This window comes from Arthrobacter sp. SLBN-83 (genome assembly GCF_006715285.1).
Taxonomy (GTDB): domain Bacteria; phylum Actinomycetota; class Actinomycetes; order Actinomycetales; family Micrococcaceae; genus Arthrobacter.
Genome location: NZ_VFMX01000001.1, coordinates 2,555,964 through 2,573,776 on the forward strand (window position 1 = coordinate 2,555,964; position 17,813 = coordinate 2,573,776).

18 protein-coding genes are annotated in these 17,813 nt (G+C 65.2%); 6 read left to right on the forward strand and 12 right to left on the reverse strand.

What is annotated here, in order from left to right; translation table 11 throughout:
* The 5 genes from FBY30_RS11850 to FBY30_RS11870 all read left to right on the forward strand — a co-directional run bounded on the left by FBY30_RS11850 (position 1) and on the right by FBY30_RS11870 (position 5,058).
* Positions 1 to 438, forward strand: coding sequence for a MaoC family dehydratase (locus tag FBY30_RS11850; RefSeq protein ID WP_142133049.1), 438 nt, complete (start codon positions 1 to 3; stop codon positions 436 to 438).
* Between the two features lie 26 nt (positions 439 to 464).
* Entirely contained in the window at positions 465 to 1,739 is a 1,275-nt protein-coding gene (locus FBY30_RS11855; protein ID WP_142133050.1) for an MFS transporter, read from the forward strand.
* A 22-nt stretch (positions 1,740 to 1,761) separates the two neighbouring features.
* The gene (locus tag FBY30_RS11860) at positions 1,762 to 2,829 is read left to right on the forward strand and encodes a UDP-N-acetylmuramate dehydrogenase (protein ID WP_142133051.1); all 1,068 of its coding nucleotides are present in this window, start codon (positions 1,762 to 1,764) and stop codon (positions 2,827 to 2,829) included.
* A 47-nt stretch (positions 2,830 to 2,876) separates the two neighbouring features.
* A complete protein-coding gene (locus tag FBY30_RS11865) occupies positions 2,877 to 3,980 on the forward strand; it encodes a winged helix DNA-binding domain-containing protein (RefSeq protein ID WP_142133052.1) in 1,104 nt (367 codons plus the stop codon).
* Positions 3,981 to 4,374: 394 nt separating this feature from the next.
* Positions 4,375 to 5,058, forward strand: coding sequence for a polysaccharide deacetylase family protein (locus FBY30_RS11870; RefSeq protein ID WP_160141467.1), 684 nt, complete (start codon positions 4,375 to 4,377; stop codon positions 5,056 to 5,058).
* 69 nt (positions 5,059 to 5,127) lie between these two features.
* Here FBY30_RS11870 and asd read toward each other — a convergent pair whose 3' ends face one another.
* A complete protein-coding gene (asd, locus tag FBY30_RS11875) occupies positions 5,128 to 6,258 on the reverse strand; it encodes an aspartate-semialdehyde dehydrogenase (RefSeq protein WP_142133054.1) in 1,131 nt (376 codons plus the stop codon).
* A 468-nt stretch (positions 6,259 to 6,726) separates the two neighbouring features.
* Between asd and FBY30_RS11880 the strand changes: the two genes are divergently transcribed.
* Entirely contained in the window at positions 6,727 to 7,899 is a 1,173-nt protein-coding gene (locus FBY30_RS11880; protein WP_142133055.1) for a GDSL-type esterase/lipase family protein, read from the forward strand.
* A gap of 187 nt (positions 7,900 to 8,086) precedes the next feature.
* Here FBY30_RS11880 and FBY30_RS11885 read toward each other — a convergent pair whose 3' ends face one another.
* From FBY30_RS11885 to mshD, 11 genes are all read right to left on the reverse strand, one after another.
* The gene (locus tag FBY30_RS11885; RefSeq protein ID WP_142133056.1) at positions 8,087 to 8,545 is read right to left on the reverse strand and encodes a hypothetical protein; all 459 of its coding nucleotides are present in this window, start codon (positions 8,543 to 8,545) and stop codon (positions 8,087 to 8,089) included.
* A gap of 87 nt (positions 8,546 to 8,632) precedes the next feature.
* Entirely contained in the window at positions 8,633 to 9,049 is a 417-nt protein-coding gene (locus FBY30_RS11890) for a hypothetical protein (protein ID WP_142133057.1), read from the reverse strand.
* Between the two features lie 2 nt (positions 9,050 to 9,051).
* Positions 9,052 to 9,696 (reverse strand): hypothetical protein, encoded by a 645-nt coding sequence (locus FBY30_RS11895; protein ID WP_142133058.1) that lies wholly within the window; start codon positions 9,694 to 9,696, stop codon positions 9,052 to 9,054.
* Between the two features lie 23 nt (positions 9,697 to 9,719).
* Positions 9,720 to 10,700, reverse strand: coding sequence for a hypothetical protein (locus FBY30_RS11900; RefSeq protein WP_235009430.1), 981 nt, complete (start codon positions 10,698 to 10,700; stop codon positions 9,720 to 9,722).
* A gap of 113 nt (positions 10,701 to 10,813) precedes the next feature.
* Positions 10,814 to 11,032: an NF038396 family protein gene (locus FBY30_RS11905; protein ID WP_142133059.1), complete on the reverse strand. Its 219-nt coding sequence runs from the start codon at positions 11,030 to 11,032 to the stop codon at positions 10,814 to 10,816.
* A gap of 4 nt (positions 11,033 to 11,036) precedes the next feature.
* Positions 11,037 to 11,621 carry a dihydrofolate reductase gene (locus FBY30_RS11910; protein ID WP_142133060.1) on the reverse strand — a complete coding sequence of 195 codons (585 nt, stop codon included), beginning with the start codon at positions 11,619 to 11,621 and terminating at the stop codon, positions 11,037 to 11,039.
* Positions 11,618 to 12,421: a thymidylate synthase gene (locus FBY30_RS11915; protein ID WP_142133061.1), complete on the reverse strand. Its 804-nt coding sequence runs from the start codon at positions 12,419 to 12,421 to the stop codon at positions 11,618 to 11,620. Before FBY30_RS11915 ends, FBY30_RS11910 begins: the two co-directional genes overlap by 4 nt.
* Positions 12,399 to 13,100, reverse strand: a complete 702-nt coding sequence (locus FBY30_RS11920; protein WP_142133062.1) for a hypothetical protein — start codon at positions 13,098 to 13,100, stop codon at positions 12,399 to 12,401. The genes FBY30_RS11915 and FBY30_RS11920 overlap by 23 nt, the downstream gene beginning before the upstream one ends.
* A 364-nt stretch (positions 13,101 to 13,464) precedes the next feature.
* Positions 13,465 to 14,433: an NUDIX hydrolase gene (locus FBY30_RS11925; RefSeq protein WP_142133063.1), complete on the reverse strand. Its 969-nt coding sequence runs from the start codon at positions 14,431 to 14,433 to the stop codon at positions 13,465 to 13,467.
* An 8-nt stretch (positions 14,434 to 14,441) separates the two neighbouring features.
* Positions 14,442 to 16,691 carry an RNA degradosome polyphosphate kinase gene (locus FBY30_RS11930; protein ID WP_142133064.1) on the reverse strand — a complete coding sequence of 750 codons (2,250 nt, stop codon included), beginning with the start codon at positions 16,689 to 16,691 and terminating at the stop codon, positions 14,442 to 14,444.
* Between the two features lie 131 nt (positions 16,692 to 16,822).
* Complete coding sequence (mshD, locus tag FBY30_RS11935) at positions 16,823 to 17,791, reverse strand: mycothiol synthase (RefSeq protein WP_142133065.1); 969 nt, start codon at positions 17,789 to 17,791, stop codon at positions 16,823 to 16,825.
* Between the last annotated feature and the right edge of the window lie 22 nt (positions 17,792 to 17,813).

The following is a 17,813-nucleotide window of genomic DNA, read 5'->3' on the forward strand; positions in this document are numbered from 1 at the left end:
ATGAGCCTCAGCATCCACGAACTCAGCCCCGGCCAGGAGATCGGCAGCCGCACCATCGAGGTCACCCGGACAGACCTGGTCAAGTATGCCGGCGCTTCCGGAGACTTCAACCCCATCCACTGGAACGAGGCCTTCGCCACCAGCGTGGAACTGCCGGGCGTGATCGCCCACGGAATGTTCACCATGGGCTCAGCCGTCCAACTGGTGACCGACTGGGCAGGCGACCCCGCCGCCGTTGTCGATTTCCAGACCCGCTTCACCAAGCCAGTCCTGGTTGCGGACACCACCGGTACGGACCAGCCTGGCGCCAGCATCGAGGTCAGCGGCATCATCGGAAAGCTCGACGCCGAAGCCAACACGGCGCGCATCGACCTCACGGTGGTTTCCGCCGGGCAGAAAGTCCTGATGAAGGCCCAGGCCCTCGTCAAGCTGTCCTGAGTGTTCCTGACGACGAGCTGCAACCCTTGACCACTCCTGCAGGAACCACCGCCTCCGCTGCCCAGGTTACTGCCTGGCGCAACGCCGTCGTCGTTGCTTATGGCGCCAGCGGCCTGGCCTTTGCCTCCTGGGTCTCCCGGTTGCCGGCCATCCGGGACGCGCTGGACCTGACCCCGGGCAACGTGGGCATCATCCTGCTGTGCATGACGCTGGGCTCGTTCGCCTCCGTCTCCATGTCGGGGCTGATCGTGCTGCGCTTGGGCTCCAAGCGGACCATCCGCACCGGCAGCATCATGGTGGGCGCCGGGCTGCTGACCACCGGTTTTGGCACGACTGTGCTGGCAAACCCCGTGGCAACAGCCATAGGTCTGGCCATCATCGGCTTGGGCACAGGAAGCTGGAACACTGCCTCCAATGTGGAAGGCGCGGCGGTGGAACGCGCCGTGGGCCGGCACATCATGCCCCGGCTCCATGGCGCGTTCAGCCTTGGAACAGTGGCTGGCGCCGGACTGGGAGCCCTTGCTGCGGCCGTGTCCCTGCCCGTGTTCTGGCACCTGGCAGCAGCAGGGACGGTCGTTGCTGTTTCGGTGGCGACGGCGGCATCCTGGTTCCGTGCCGATGACATCGCGGTGAAGGGGGAGCGCAACTACTCCCCGGACAACTTCGAGGACCCCACCACGGGGCCCATTCCCGTAATTCCTGCCGCGGGCGCGACGGAGGCGCCGCTGGACAACAAGCGAAAGATCGCCCAGGCCTGGCGGGAACGGCGGACCCTGCTGCTGGGCATCCTGGTGCTGGGGCTCGCCCTGGCGGAGGGCGCCGCAGGGGACTGGGTGGCCCTGGCCCTGGCGGACGGCCACGGGCAAAGCGATGCCGCCGGTGCTGCCGGGTATGGCCTCTTTGTTACCTTCATGACCATCGGGCGGTTCGCCGGAACACCGCTGCTGGACCGGTTTGGGCGGGTTCCGGTTATGCGATGGTGCGCTGCCGCAGCCGTCCTGGGCCTGGCCGTGTTTGTCTTCGCCCCGGTGCCGTGGCTCGCGTACGTTGGGCTGGCGGCATGGGGCCTGGGCGCCTCCCTGGGCTTTCCGGTGGGCATGTCCGCTGCGGCCGACGATCCCGCCAAAGCCGCGGCCCGGGTATCGGTGGTGTCCACCATCGGGTACGGGGCGTTCCTGTGCGGGCCGCCGCTGCTGGGCCTGCTGGCCGAACACGTGGGCATACTGCATTCGCTCCTGGCCGTGATGGTGATGCTGGCCGTGAGCTTCGTGCTGTCGCCGGTGGCCCGGAAGGCCGCATAGGTTTCCCTAGTATTGTTGACGGGTGACTCCCACCCTGCTTTCCTCCCTGACCACGTCCGCCGTCGGCGGCCCCGCCGGTACGTTCATCGAGGCCCGGACCGAGGCGGAGATCATCGACGCCGTCCGTTCCGCGGACGCGGCCGGTGAGCAGGTGCTGATCATCAGCGGTGGATCCAACCTTCTGGTGTCCGACGACGGGTTCCCCGGCACCGTCATCAAGATCGCTTCCGAGGGGTTCACGGTCAACGCGGAGGATTCCTGCGGGGGAGTGGCCGTGGTGGTGCAGGCCGGGCACAACTGGGACAAGCTCGTGGAGCACGCCGTCCGCCACGCCTGGTCCGGCATCGAGGCGCTCTCCGGCATTCCCGGCTCAACCGGCGCCACTCCCGTCCAGAACGTGGGCGCCTACGGTGCGGAAGTTTCCCAGACCATCGCCGCCGTCCGCACCTGGGACCGGCAGCGGAATGCCGTGCAGACCTTCACCAACTCGGAGCTGAAGTTCGGCTACCGGGACTCCATCCTCAAACAGACCACCGTCAACGGCTCGCCCCGGTACGTGGTGCTGACCGTGGAATTCCAGCTGCCGCTGGGGCGGATGAGCGCCCCCATCCGGTACGCCGAACTGGCCCGCTCCCTCGGCGTGGAAGTAGGCAAGCGTGCCTACGCCAACGACGTCCGCCGGGAAGTGCTCCGGCTGCGTGGCTCCAAGGGCATGGTGTGGGACGCCGCGGACCGGGACACGTACTCCACCGGCTCCTTCTTCACCAACCCGATCGTTCCTGCCGACGTCGCGGAAAAGCTGCCGGAAGCGGCACCGCGCTACCCCGCAGGGCAGGACGGGCTGGTGAAACTGTCGGCAGCTTGGCTGATCGACCAGGCAGGGTTCGGCAAGGGCTTCGGCCTGGAACCGGAAGGCGTGGCCGGTGGCCGCGCTTCGCTGTCCACCAAGCACACCCTGGCCATCACCAACCGCGGCTCCGCCAGCGCCGCCGACATGGTGGCTGTCGCACGGGAAGTGCGGACCGGCGTCGAACGACGCTTTGGCATCTCGCTGCACCCGGAGCCGCTGCTGATCGGCCTGGAGCTCTAACCGCCCAATCCGGGTCCCGCCCCTGCTACCGGGCCTAGGATGGGCGCATGGCTGCACAAGCTGCTTTGCGCGACCCAAGGACCATGGGGCGGCTGAGGCTCGCGTCCCAGCGGCTCGCTGATAATGGTGCCGCGTCCGCTGCGGAGCTGGTTCGGTGGATGACCGCCATGCAGGCACAGGACCTGCAGGCGGCACTGTGGGCGGTAGGTGTCCGGGTGCCCGGGGCAGGGATCGCAGACGTCAGGGCTGCGATCAACAGCGGTGCGGTGGTCCGCTCCTGGCCCATGCGCGGGACGCTGCATCTGGTGGCTCCTGAGGACCTGCGCTGGATGCTGGAGCTCACGGCCGAGCGGCTGGCCAGGAGCATCGCGGGCCGCCACCGGCAGCTGGGCATCGCATGGACCGACGTGGAGAAGGCACGCGACTTGGCGCTGGACCGCATCCTGTCTGAGGGTCCCATCAGCCGCGCCGGGCTGTTCAGGGTGTTCGACGCCGGTGGCCAGCCGACGCAGGGCCAGCGGGGGATCCATCTCCTGGGTTCGCTGTGCCGGCACGGGTGGCTGGTGCTGGGGCCCTTTGCCGGAAACCAGCAGCTGATCGCGGCCTTCGATCAATGGATCCCGGCGTCCCGCGCCCTGGCACGCGAGGAGGCTCTGGCCGGATTCCTCCTCCGCTACTTCCGTAGCCACGGGCCGGCCACGCTCCGCGACTTCGCCTGGTGGACACAGTTGCCGCTGACCGAGGTCCGGGGCGCGTTTGAGCGCGTCCGCCAGGAGTTGGTGGAACTGGAGTTCGAGGGCACCACCTACTGGCTCTCACCTGATGTGGCCGCCCTCCTGGATACGGGCCTTCCGGGTGCGCGGTCCCTGCACCTGCTGCCGGGTTTTGACGAGTTCGTCCTGGGCTACACGGACCGGACACACGTCCTGGACCCCGGGCATGCCGATCTGATCGTGCCCGGCGGGAACGGCGTCTTCAAGAAGACGGTGGTCGCCGCGGGGAAGGTGATTGGCACCTGGGCGCTGCAGGGCACCGGGCCGCGTGCCGTCGTCGTACCCGAACTCTTTGAGGGGACCCAGCCAATGGGCCCCGCAGCACAGGCCGCCCTTGCCCGCGCTGCCAAACGCTACCTTGCTTTCCTTGTCGACTGACAAAGGGTCCAGGGGCCTTCTGTTCGCCTCTCCGCCGAGGTTGGGCTGGGTGTATGGGGGTGGCCACGTCCAAATCGCGTAGTGGCAACCCTAGCCGTACGGGTCAGACGGGTTTACCTTGTCTTCACTGAGTGAAGGCGGCCGCCCAGCTTGCCGGGACTGTGGGCGACTGCCCGCTTCACCAGGCAGGACTTTCCGCCAGAGCGGGAACTACCACCGCAGGGGCGGGGACGAAATGAACATCAGGGATCGAATCCAAGTGATGAGGCCCGCGCTTCGGCAGAGGAGGCGATCGCTCAAATGGTTGGCTGCTCCCTTCTCCGTCACCTTGATACTGTTCGCCGCTTCGCTTGGGGTTGCCCCAGCCGCGCACGCCGCAGGCGCAATGGTGAGTGTGACATTCGACGACGGCTGGGCCAGCCAGTACGACAATGCACTGCCCATCCTGGAGAAGTACGGAGTTCCGGCCACGATGTACGTCCTCTCGGGATCCATCAATACTTCGGATTACATGTCGCAGGCCCAAATCCAGGCCTTTGCAAGCCGGGGTGACGAGATCGCGTCCCACACTGTGACCCACCCGGACCTGACCAAACTTTCCGCCGCCGAGCTCGAGAACGAGCTTGCGCAGAGCAAAGCCACGCTGCAACAGATGTTTGGTCCCTCCGTGGGACTGGATTTCGCCTCACCCTATGGGGCGTACGACGCAACCACCACTGCGGCCGTCCGGAAGCACTACGCCACCCAGCGCAACACCGACGACGGGTTCAATGCCCAGGCCGGTTTCGACGCATACAACATCCTTGTCCAAACCGTCGATTCCAGCACCACCACCGCCACCGTGCAGCGCTGGATCAATACCGCGAAAGCAAACAACACGTGGCTGGTGTTGGTCTACCACGAGGTGGGAGTGAGCCTCGGCCAGGATATTTACCATACGGACACTGCCGTGCTCGATTCCCATATGGCGGCAGTGAAGAACAGTGGGTTGCCAATGGTGACCGTCCGCCAGGGTGCCAACGCCCAGGCCTCGCCAAACACGCCACCGCCGGCCAGCAACGCCGCCGGTCACCGGTGAATGCGACAAAGGGGCCCGGTCTGCACAAGCATTCTTGTGCGGACCGGGCCCCTTTTTCGGCTGTAACGGCTACAGGTTGCCGGTGGCGATGTTGAGCATGCGGCGCAGTGGCTCGGCGGCGCCCCAGAGGAGCTGGTCGCCCACGGTGAACGCGCTGATGTACTGCGGGCCCATCTCCATCTTGCGGATGCGGCCCACCGGGATGTCCAAGGTGCCGGAGGCGGCCACCGGGGTCAGCTCGGCCATGGAGGCTTCCTTGGTGTTGGGAACCACCTTGGCCCACTGGTTGTCCTCGTCCAGGAGCTTTTCGATCTCGGCGACGGACAGGTCCTCGCGGAGCTTCAGCGTCAGGGCCTGGGAGTGGGAGCGCATGGCCCCGATGCGGACGCAGAGGCCGTCCATGATCACATGGTTTTCGTCCGTGGTGCCCAGGATCTTGTTGGTTTCCACCCCGGCCTTCCACTCTTCCTTGGACTGGCCGTTGCCCAGGTCCGCGTCAATCCAGGGGATCAGGGAGCCGGCCAGGGGGACGCCGAACTGGGTGGCGTCGATGTCCGTGCGCTGGTGGGCCAAGACCTTGCGGTCGATGTCCAGGATGGCCGACGCCGGGTCGTCCAGTTCGGTGCTGACCTCGGCGTTGAGCGTGCCGAACTGGCTGAGCAGTTCGCGCATGTGCCGGGCGCCGCCGCCGGAGGCTGCCTGGTAAGTCATGGAGGTGCCCCACTCCACCAGGCCGTTCTTGAACAGGCCGCCGAGGCCCATGAGCATGCAGGAGACGGTGCAGTTGCCGCCGATGAAGTCCTTGGTGCCGTTGACCAAGCCCTTGTCGATGACATCGCGGTTGATGGGGTCCAGCACGATGATCGAGTCGTCGTTCATGCGCAGGGTGGAGGCGGCGTCGATCCAGAGGCCGTCCCAGCCGCGGCTGCGCAGCTCGCCGTGGACCTGCTTGGTGTAGTCGCCGCCCTGGGCGGTGACGATAATGGGCAGCTTGGCCAGGGTGTCGAGGTCGAACGCATTCTCGAGCTTGCCGGCCCCGTCAGCGAAGGACGGCGCGGCACCTCCCGCGTTGGAGGTGGAGAAGAACACCGGATTGATGTTGGCGAAGTCGCCCTCGTCCTGCATGCGCTGCATCAGGACGGAACCGACCATGCCGCGCCATCCGACCAGGCCGACGGAAGGGGTAGCTGCTGTAGTCATTGGTCCAGTTTAGACTTCGCATACGGAAGGGCGCAGTCGGTTACGTCACGCCCGGCGCCGGGGTCCGGTCATAAAATACGACGGCGTCAGGCGGGCTTTCGCTGTCAAATGCCGTTACCAGTCCGGCCGGCTTGATAGGACAGTAATACCCACAACTTCGGTGGCCCGGTTCTGTTAGTCCAAAAACGTCGTAGACAGACCAGGTTCAGGGGGTCCGGAGCTCTGCGACGGCGCGCCCTGGACCCAACAGCCGGCCGCGCCAGCGGACGCCCATCAACTGGTTGAAGCGCAGCCGAAACCAGGGCGAGCCCCACGAGCCTGCCTCTCCCCCGGCCCCGGGACAACCCAACGGCACCACCATCTCTGGATTCACTCAATGAAATTTCTAATGTCGATTTGGTTCTCTGTGAGGAACCCTGAAGGGAAAAGCAGCGCACGTTCGCCCTGGAACTTTTGAGGAGTCCGACGATGACATCATCACCTGTGACCGAGTTGGACCTTATTGGCGGAGACTTTGCCCTGATCCGCGATGCGGTCCGCGGAGCACTGCATGTAGAGCCGGCGGCAGACGGAATCAGCGTTTCGCGTCTTCCGGAGTGGACACGCGCACAGTACGGCGATGATCCGATGATTGGGCGAGCTTCCTCCGAGGGCTCCGGAGTCCGGCTGGTGTTTACCACGAAGGCCAGTTGGATCGAGTTGGAAATGACATTCACTCGAGTTTCGCTGGAGTGGCTCGGATTCCCCGCCCGGCCTGCAGCGGTGACCGTCACCGCAGGAGGCGCTCATGAGGAAAGCGCCTTCTTCGAAGAGGGCCATATTCTGCAGATACAGCCAGGTCAGCCGCCCGCCACGATCCAGGGTGCGCCCACCTTTGTACGGTTCGAGCTACCACCCGTTGACGCCGACCAGACCATTGAGGTGTGGCTGCCACACAACTGCAGCGTTCGACTGCATCGGCTGCGTGCTGATTCCGAGTTGCGGCCGGGACCACGAACCGATCCCCGCTGGATCCACTATGGAAGCTCCATCAGCCAGGCTTCTGAGGCCGAAACACCTTTGGGCGTCTGGTCCGTCATAGCCGCGCGTGAACTGCGTTTGGACTTGCTAAATCTCGGGCTCGGCGGCTCGGCGCAGCTTGACCCCTTCACTGCCCGATCCATCAGAGACGAGCCGGCTGCACTCATCACGCTCAAACTTGGCATCAACGTGGTCAATGGCGCGACCTTTCGGAAGCGCACCTTCGGGCCGGCCGTTCACGGTTTCCTGGACACAATCCGTGAAGGGCAGCCGGAGACACCCATCGTCGTCATGGCACCGATATTCTGTCCGGCTCATGAGGAGACCCCCGGCCCGACGATGGTCGAAAACGCAACCGCTCGTGGAAGCGACATTCCGCGCCGCCCCAACGACGGGCAACTGACCTTGGTTGAAATCCGAAAGATACTTGGGTCCATCGTTGAGTCGCGGTCCACAAATGACCCGAACATCTATTTCCTTGACGGACTCCACCTGTTTGGTGCCGACGACGCGAAGCACCTGCCAGATGATCTGCACCCCGACGCGGCGGGATACGAACTCATGGGCAAACGGTTCGTAGCAATTGCCAGCTCTGAACCGTGGCTCCCGGCTTCTTCCTGAGGGCCACCTCATCAAGTCGACAGCACCACAGGACCTCTGTTCCGGCACGGAATCGCTGTCCCCGGACTCATTCAGCCATGATTTGCTATAGGAGTATCGGCGTTGTCCATAAATTTCCACTTCCGTTTTTAGCCGTTTGGGTGAGCAGCCGTGCGGTCCCGGGTTGAGCGCCAGGGAGCCCGGACTGCTAGGTTGCGTGCGCGTCCCCAGGAAACGGGCGCGTGCTGTCAGGAAAGTTGTCGCGGGTAATGGCGATGTGGGACGGTTTTGATTCGAACCAGGCGCGCGCCTGGTCGTCGGTGAGGGCGAACCGCGGTTTAGGCAGTCCCTTCAGCGTGCGCAGTTTGGCAGCCCGCAGCTCGCGGCGTAGGCTGCCGATTCCCAGGAGCCAGCCTCCGGTGAAGAGGGCCGTCCCCAGGACTCCGAAAATGGCGACAATCACATTGAGGCTGGCGAGTGCGACGATCAGCATCAGCGGTGCGCCGAAGGCGGGGATGGTCATAAGGGCTCTCACGACAAACAGACCCGTTACAGTGTGAACCGAGTTGTTTCCGGTTGGCTGGGAGCCGCCGATGCCCCATTCGTCCTTCGTATACGCGAAGACCGTGCGTTCCATCCCCGTGGCATAGAAGTAAGGCCGATCCACGAGTAGCTTCTCTACGGCAGGATCGATCGCCCTGGGTGACTCGCGCTTCATCGGGGAGCCGCAGGCGGTCGGAGCCTGTGCGGAGAATCACTGGTTGACATGTCCTGCCCGAGGTTCCGGTGCATTTCGTTCCTTGCGCAGCTTCTTGGCCCGATATTCATCCCTCGCCATGGAGAAGGTGTACCAAGCTCCGAAAATCCCGAACGCGGTGAGAAGCAGGGCGGCCCAGAACGGCTGGCCACCGTCGGTTACGGGCCTCAGCAGTATCACCAGGGAAAGAATGACCAGGACCGCCATGACGGCGGTGAGGATTCCCATGCCCCACCATGACTGTACCTGCACATGTCCACGGCCGGGTGAAAATCCGATCTCGTCGCCCGGGTAGCTGTGCAGTTCGCCTGTATCTGTCCTGCGCAGTACCCGCTTCTCACCCCGCGCAAGCGCTGCCTTGTGTTCGGCATAGACGGCGTCATTGCGGCGTTCGCGGTCGCGGTCGAATGTCACAGTCAGTCCTGACGGATGATTTGGATTTGGCCAAGGAGAACGGCGTCGTCCACACCCCTGGTTTCGGCTATGTCTTTTTGTCCGGGGGTGGAGAGGCCGATAGTCCAGGACTCGTCGCCGCCCTTCTTCACATACAGGGTCTGTCCCGTGGGATCCTCGCGGCGCCGGAGCGTGGCACCGCCGTGGGGGTTGTCGCGCAGATGCTGTTTGATGACCAGGAGGTTGGCCTCGGCGGCCGTGACGTCGGGTCTCTGCGCCATCGCCCACCATGTGAAGTAGGCGCGGGGCTGGAACAGGAGATGCAGGTCCTCGCCTTCCATGCAGATAACGCTATCGCCCCCTTCTGCGGTGAGCAGCGATATTTCAATGCGACGGCTGGCGGAAGAAAGGACAGCGGCGACCGCGGCAGTTGGTCCTGATACGGAGAGGAGTCCATCGCTTTCGGCTTTGGCCAGGCCACGGGCCACCAGGGACGACGCACCTGCGCTCACCATGTCCGTGTTGTCCAGGTAGCCGGCCACTCTAAGGGCTTCCGCGCTGAGCACTCCAGCCTCGCCGCCCCGGAGGGTTGCAAGGGCAGCTATCTCGGCAAAGCCGTATCCGATGGCATCCGGTATGGCGGTGGCTTCCGCAGTTGTCTCAGTCATCGTCGATACCTCTCGTTGTGGGCTCAGAATCCAAAGAAGTCGCCGACTTTTTCGGCGGCATCCCCGGCGCCTTCCCAGGCTTCCTTGGCACCATCAGCGATGGACCCGCCGATGGCATTGACTGTCTCCTTTACTACCGGAACATTGTCGTAGATGGCCAGTGCGCCGGACGCTACCATCGCCGCTGTTCCTACAGGAGGGGGAGCGAAACTCGCCACTCCCAGGCCAGCCTTGATTCCAGAGTAGAAGGCTGCCCCTCCGTCGCCTTCCTTGATGTTGTTGACGGTGTCAAGCACATCAAGACCTACCCCGATTCCGCCCAAGGCCTTACCGCCGAACTCGAAGAACTTGGCCGCCTTTCCGCCCTCGGCGAGGTTTAGGGCAGTGTCCCACCTGCCGTCGAACAACTCTGAAGAGGTGTTGAAATACTGGCTCAGCATGTTCGAGTCCTGGAATGTCTTCGCCACGGTCCGGAAGTCCCTGGAGAAGAGGAACTCGCCGAGGTTGTCTGCCTTGCCGATGAAGTGGGGAAGATCGAACAGTCCTGCCCGGAGATTCGGTAGCGCCTTGGTGAGGTTGTAAATATCCCAGCCGCTGCGGAACGGGGAGTTTGGATCCGTGAGCCAGTCCGGGCCCCAGGGATCGTTGCTGCCCTGCCCCGGGATTGGCGGGCGCGGACCGTTGTTGCCGGCGGGCGCACCGGCACCCGGTCCACCAACGGCGCCTGCGCCGTTGGTGCTGGCCTTCTCCTGCTCATCTGCGTTCTTGAGCAGCACCTTTGATTCCTGCTTCAGCCGCGAGACAGTTTGCTGAAGGAGTGTGCGGTGGCTGCTGTTCCAGTCAGACCGGAACCGCTGGGCGTCAGCGCCCCTCCAGGCCGGATTGTTGTTGATCTGGCTGCTCAGCTGCGTCGACTGCTGCTGCAGCAGTTCCGCCGTCTTGCTGAACTGCTGCGCGAGGGTCCGCAGTTGCTCTACGTCGGCGCCCCACAAAGTTCCTGCCACCAGGATTCCCCCCAATATTCATCCAACAGCCCCCAGAGTGCTGTGTGCCCCAGCCTAGGGCAGGACCAAGCCGGCTTCCATGGGGCGGTCTCCCCATCCCGCTGCCGTAAGCGCTAGCTTTGGTCCGACTGCTCCAGCACGGCAGCTTTCCGCGCCCGCAGCGCGAAGAACGCGCCAAAGGTGAAGACCTGCGTGACCACCACCAGCACAATGGCGCCGGCGATCTTGTTGCCGCCCAGGATCATGGTCAGCCCCACGAGCGCGGACAGCAGCGCCAGCAGGGGCAGCAGCATGTAGCCCAGGACGAACAGGGTTTCCGGTTTTTTCAGCATGTTCCTAGCCCTCGGTCCGTGACCATTTTGTGAATCGGTAGCGCGTGCCGTTGGCGGCCGTCAGCCACCCGTCCGGCGGAACGGAGGCGGACGCCTCCCAACTGGGGCCAAGCTCGGGAGCGAACGTGTCGCCGTCGGCCTTCACATCGATGGTGGTGACCACCGCGACGTTGGCGAGCTCGGTGGACTGGCGGAACACTTCGCCGCCGCCCAGGATCCATACCGTCTCGCCGCCGTCGACAAACTGCGACTCAAGGAGCGCGTCATCCAGGGAGGGAACCACGACGGCGCCCTCCGCCTCAGGCGTGTCGGCCCAGCTTTTCTGCCGGGTGATGACGATATTGGTGCGGCCGGGCAGGGGACGGTACTTGTCCGGGAAGGACAGCCAGGTCTTGCGGCCCATGATGACGGGGTGGCCTGTGGTGAGCCGGGTGAAGTGCTTCAGGTCCTCGGGCAGGTGCCAGGGCATGTCCCCGTCCTTGCCGATCACACCGTCGGAAGTCTGTGCCCAGACCAACCCGACGCCGCTGATAGAGGCGGCCAGCTCCTCCGTAAAGGACTGGGGATCCGTGGAGTTTTCGGTGCTCATACGGCGATCGGTGCCTTGATCGTGGGGTGGTGCTTGTAGCCCACCACTTCGAAGTCCTCCAGCGTGTAATCGAAGATCGACGCCGGCTTGCGCGTGATCTTCAGCTGCGGGTATTCGTAGGGCTCGCGTTCCAGCTGCTTGAGGACCTGGTCCATGTGGTTCTCGTAGATGTGCACATCCCCGCCGGTCCACACGAACTCGCCCGGTTCCAGGCCGACCTGCTGCGCAATCATGCAGGTGAGCAGCGCGTAGGAGGCGATGTTGAAGGGCACGCCCAGGAACATGTCCGCGGAGCGCTGGTAGAGCTGGCAGGAGAGCTTGCCGTTGGCCACGTAGAACTGGAAGAAAGCGTGGCAGGGCGGGAGCGCCATGTCGTTCAGTTCGGAGACGTTCCACGCGGACACGATGTGCCTGCGCGAGTCGGGATTCGACTTCAGGTTCTCCATGAGTTCGGCGATCTGGTCGATGTGGCCGCCGTCCGGGGTGGGCCAGCTGCGCCACTGGACGCCGTAGACAGGGCCGAGGTCCCCGTCCTCATCCGCCCACTCGTTCCAGATGGTGACGCCCTGGTCCGTCATCCACTTGATGTTGGTCTCACCGCGCAGGAACCACAGGAGCTCCACGGCCACTGACTTGAAGTGGACCCGCTTTGTGGTGATAAGCGGGAAGCTTTTGGAGAGGTCGAAGCGGATCTGGCGCCCGAAAACGCTCGTGGTTCCGGTGCCCGTGCGGTCCGATTTATGGGTGCCGGTGGCCAGGACATCGCGCAGGAGGTCTTCATAAGGCGTTGGGATGCTCACGCCTCAAGTCTACCGGCTGGGTATCGGCCGCTTCGGGTGATCCCGCGGCGGCGCGAAGGTTGTTCCCCTGCATCGCCGGATTGGCCAGGGCTCGCGTACGCCGGCGGGCTGGCGATTTCCCGGGAAGCCGGGGCGGGGCCCACAGCAGCATCACCAGCAGGACCGCCAGGTTGAGGACCCCTGCCGGGTTGAACCAGTTGGCCGGCCCGGTGCCAGGATCGGGGCGGGCAGCGTGGTTCCCTGCGATAGCTGCCAGACCCGCAGCAACTGTTGCGACCGTGCGCAGGAGGCGGTTCGCGGTAATGGTCCTGAGGAGGCCATCGGCCTGACTGCCCAGTCCAGCCATCGGCGGCCGCCGGGCGGTCAGTGCCAGCACAGCCAAGGTTCCAGCAGCCAGCACCAACAGCGCCCCGCCAAGGTACTCCGCGAGTTCGACGCCGGGAATCCGGCCTTCCCCGCCGAAGGTGACATATCCACCCGAACCGTCCGGACGCGAACCGTAGGGATGGGCGGCGAATCCGGGCAGGGTGGCCGTCCATGCGATTTGCACGGCGGAAAGAAGGAAGACCGCCGCGACGGTCCAGGACAGGCGGTGCGGCAGGCAGGTGCGGATGGGCCGGACAGCCCCAGCGTGTACAGTCCGGGCACGGGGGTAGCTCAGTTGGCCGAGGATGTGCACGGCCAGGCAGCCGAGAACCGGCCAGGCGAGGGCCGGCAGAATCTCGACAGGTCCACTGGCGGTTTCCGGTACCGGGAGGATTCCGGCGTTGGCTGCCGGAAGCAGTGAACTTCCCAGCCACCAAGCACTCCGATACAGAACGCGTGCCGGGACACCGCTGCCGATACGTCGTGGCCCCGGGCACCACGGATCAGGTATCGAAGCAGGAGGTAGACCCCAGCGGTGAGCAGGAGCGGCCAGAGAACGGCCGCAGGTGGAACATCGAGGACAACAGCGATCGTGGCAGCCTGCACTTTTCCCCCAAAAGTGTGCGTGGTCCACTAAGTCAATGCTGCGCGGTCCGCGGGGTCAAGCCCGGCGTTCCCTAGTCGTCAAACGGCTTGAACTGCTCCACTGCCACAACGCCTTTCCTCCCGTTGCAGGCCACGTGGCAAACCACCACCTCGCCCGGAGAGAGGTACGGCTCATGGGCGGGCAGGCGCTTCGCCAGATTTGCAGGCATGTGCACCGCCAATTGCTTGAGTACCGTCGGCAGGGCGGGCCGGTGCGTGCAGACCACCACGGACCGCTGCTTGTCGAACAGCGAGTTGACGACGGCGGCTGTCTTCTTGGGGCTGCGCTGGTGCTTGTGCTCCGTGAGGCCTTCCGCCAGCTTCACCTTGGCACCAGTGGCCCGTGCGTACGGCGCCACTGTCGCCACGCAGCGCAGCCACGGACTGGTGACCACCCGCATGGGCTTCCACGCCTGCAGGAGCCTGCCGACAGCCTGTGCCTGGCGTGTGCCGGTGGCGGCGAGTGGACGCTCGCCCTCAGCCTTGCTCCAGGATGAGCGCGGCTTGGCCTTGGCATGCCGCAGCACCAGCAGCGGCCAGGTGTCCAGCGCGCCGCGTTCGTGCGCGTCCCGCAGGTATTCAAGGGGGACGACGTCGGACGGGTTGGACAGCAGGCGGGCGGCCTTTTCGGGGGCGCACCACATAACGCTGTCCACCTCCTTGCCGTCCGGCACCAAAGTGTCCCCGTTGACCTTGACCGCCCAGTAGTGGACCACTTTGAGCCCCGACGCCACGTGGTAGTGGATGGGCGGCAGCGGTATGCCCAGCGGTGCCCGGAGGCCGATCTCTTCCCAGACCTCACGGACAGCGCACTCGGGGACTGTCTCGCCGGCGTCGATCTTTCCCTTGGGCCAGGACCAGTCGTCATAGCGGGGCCGGTGGATCAGCAGGACTTCAAGGCGGTCCTTGTTGATCCGCCAGGGGATGGCGCCCGCAGCCGTGACGGCTACGGGTTCCCCCGGGTGGTCGGTCTGGTCAGCTACGAGTGCATCGCTCGACACGCGGCTGCCTATCGCCGGCTCAGGCTGCGTTGCCGCGGCCGGGATGCCAGCAGCCAGGACTGGACGTCTTCAAGCGGTTTGCCGTCCTCGGACAGGTGGTGCCGGGTCCAGTGGCCCTCGTTGTCCAGGTGCCAGCTGGAGGTTTCAGGGTCCATGTAGCGGCGCATGAGGTCGAGGACGTAGGTGATGTCATCCGGGCTTGCCAGCTGGACCAGGGCCTCCACCCGGCGGTCCAGGTTCCGGTGCATCATGTCCGCGGAGCCGATGTACACCACCGGGTCACCACCATTGGCGAAGGCGAACACCCGGGAGTGCTCCAGGAACCGGCCCAGGATGGAGCGGACCGTGATGTTCTCGCTCAGGCCGGGAACACCGGGGCGCAACGAGCAGATGCCCCGGACCACCACGTCCACCTTTACCCCCGCTTGGGATGCGCGGTACAGCGAGTCAATGATGGCCTCGTCCACCATGGAGTTCACCTTGATCTGCACGTGCCCCGGCACCCCCGCACGGGCGTTGCGGATCTCGGTCTCGATCCGGTCGATGAGTCCCGACCGGACGGACCGGGGTGCCACCAGGAGCCGCTTGAACGTGGACTTCGGCGCGTAGCCGGAGAGCTGGTTAAACAACTTGGAGAGGTCCTCGCCCACCTGCTCGTTGGCGGTCAGCAGGCCCAGGTCCTCGTAGTACCGCGCCGTGCGGGGGTGGTAGTTGCCCGTGCCGATGTGGCAGTAGCGGCGCAGCCCGTCCACTTCCTGGCGGACCACCAGCGACAGCTTGCAGTGCGTCTTCAGGCCAACGATGCCGTAGACAACGTGCACGCCGGCCTGCTCCAGCTTGCGGGCCCAGGAGATGTTGGCCTGTTCGTCAAAGCGGGCCTTGATCTCCACCAGGGCCAGGACCTGCTTGCCGGCCTCGGCAGCGTCGATCAGTGCATCAACGATGGGGGAGTCGCCGGAGGTGCGGTAAAGGGTCTGCTTGATGGCCTGGACCTTCGGGTCCGCCGCGGCCTGTTCCAGGAACGCCTGGACGGAGGTGGAAAACGAGTCGTACGGGTGGTGGAGCAGGATGTCCCGGCGCCGCATGGCGGCGAACACGTTCGCGGCCTTGGAGGTCTCGGACTCGTTCAGGTACCTGGAGGTGTGCGGGACGTGCTTGGGGTAGTGCAGGTCGGCCCGGTCGATGCCGGCGATGACCGACAATCCCCGGAGGTCCAGCGGAGCCGGCACCGAGTACACCTCGGATTCCTCCACGCCAAGTTCGCGGATCAGGAGCGCCCGGATGTTGGGGTTGATGTCGTTGGTGACTTCCAGCCTGACCGGCGGGCCGAAGCGGCGGCGCAGGAGTTCCTTCTCCAGGGCCTGCAGGAGGTTTTCGGCGTCGTCCTCTTCCACCTCCACGTCCTCGTTGCGGGTGACGCGGAAGGTGTGGTGTTCCAGGACCTCCATGCCCGGGAACAGCTTGTCCAGGTGGACGGCAATGACTTCCTCAAGCGCAATGAACCGGGCGACCCGACCGGGTACGGCACCGGCGCGGGGACCGTCGATGGAGATCAGCCGCGGCAGCTGGTCCGGGACCTTGACGCGGGCGAAGAGTTCCTTGTCGCTGACGGGGTTCCGGACCACCACGGCCAGGTTCAGCGAGAGCCCCGAGATGTAAGGGAAGGGATGGGCCGGGTCAACGGCAAGGGGAGTGAGGATGGGAAAGACTTTTTCCGCGAACATGGCGCTGAGCTGCTGCTGGGCGGCGTCGTCCAGTTCGTCCCACTGCATGAGGTGGATGTGCTCGTACGCCAGCGCGGGCCGGATCTGGTCCGCGTACACCTGGGCGTGCCGCGCCTGGAGCCGGTGGGCTTCCTCGCTGATGCTCTCCAGCACCTCGACGGGGCTCAGCCCGGCAGGGGATGGGACGGCCAAGCCGGTGGCAATGCGGCGCTTGAGGCCGGCCACGCGGACCATGAAGAACTCGTCCAGGTTGGAGGCGAAGATGGACAGGAAGTTGACGCGCTCCAGCAGGTGGAGGGTGGGGTCCTCGGCCAGCTCCAGCACCCGGGAATTGAAGGCGAGCCAGCTCAGCTCGCGGTCCAGGAACCGGTCCGGCCGGATGTCGCCCTCCGGCTGCAGGTTCGGTGCGAACTCCGGGATGTCGATGCGGTCCTGCGTTGCCCTGGATGCCGGTACCTCGGAGGAGCCGAAGCGCGCCCTGACAGGCACCGCAACATCCTGGGACGTGGCTGTTCCGGAAGGTTCCGGGTTCATGGCTGCTCCTTTTGCTGGCGCTCTGGTGCCGGCGCTTCCGCCCCGCGCGGCTCCCTTTCAACCTTACAAGCATTCAGTGACGCCACGGCCCTTGTTTTACGCGGTGACGGCGCTAGTTGGGGCCGCCCTGTTCAGCCCGCCGCAGGGCCGTACATGACGTCCATGTCCCATCGGGTGAAACCCAGCCGCCGGTACAGGGCCACCGCCGCTGTGTTGTCCGCATCGACGTAGAGCATGACGGCGGTCAACCCCGCGTCACGGAGGTGCTTGATGCCCGCAATCGTCAGGGCCTTGCCCAGGCCCATGCCCTGCGCCTGCGGTGTCACTCCCACCACATACACCTCGCCGATGGCCGGATGCGCACCATGCCGCGGGTGGACCTTCGTCCAGTGGTAACCCAGCAGCCGCCCGTCCCGGTCCTCGGCCAGGAAGAACCCGTTCGGATCAAACCACTCTTCCGCCATGCGTGCCTCGAGGTCGGCCCTGGTGAGGTTGCCCTGTTCCGGGTGGTGGGCAAACGCCGCCCGGTTCGCGGCCAGCCAGGAATCCTCGTCTTTGCCCGGCACGAAGGTGCGGATCGCCACACCCTCCGGTAGGCCGGCGTCGGGCAGGTCCGCTCCCGCCGTCGTCATCCGCATCTTCCACAACTCGCGCACGGGCGCGTAACCGTAGCGGGCGGCAAGGTCTGCAGCGGCCTCATGGTTCCCGTGGGACCACGCCTTCAACCCGTCGAAGCCGCGGACTTCCTTAAGCGCGCCCACCAGCCGGTCCGCCACTCCCTGGTTCCGGTAGGAGGGATGGACGGCGATTTCCAGGATGCCGTTGCCGTCCGGCTCTTCGACCACCACGGCGAAACCTGCAAGGTCCTGGGCTGTGGCGGGATCGGAGTCCTCGTCCGGGGCATACAGGGCCAGTGTCAGCAGCGTGTGCTCCGCGGAATCCCCGGCACGCATGGTCACCAGGGTCTGCTCGGAAATGGAGGGGTTGCCGTCCGATTCCTCGGCGGCGGCCAGGAGATCCCGGCAGTCTTTCAGGAGTTGCTGGTCAACTCCGCCACGGACAACATGGACGGGCCACTTCTGCGGATGCGCTGGAGTCATGAGCCAAGGCTATACGTCGGCG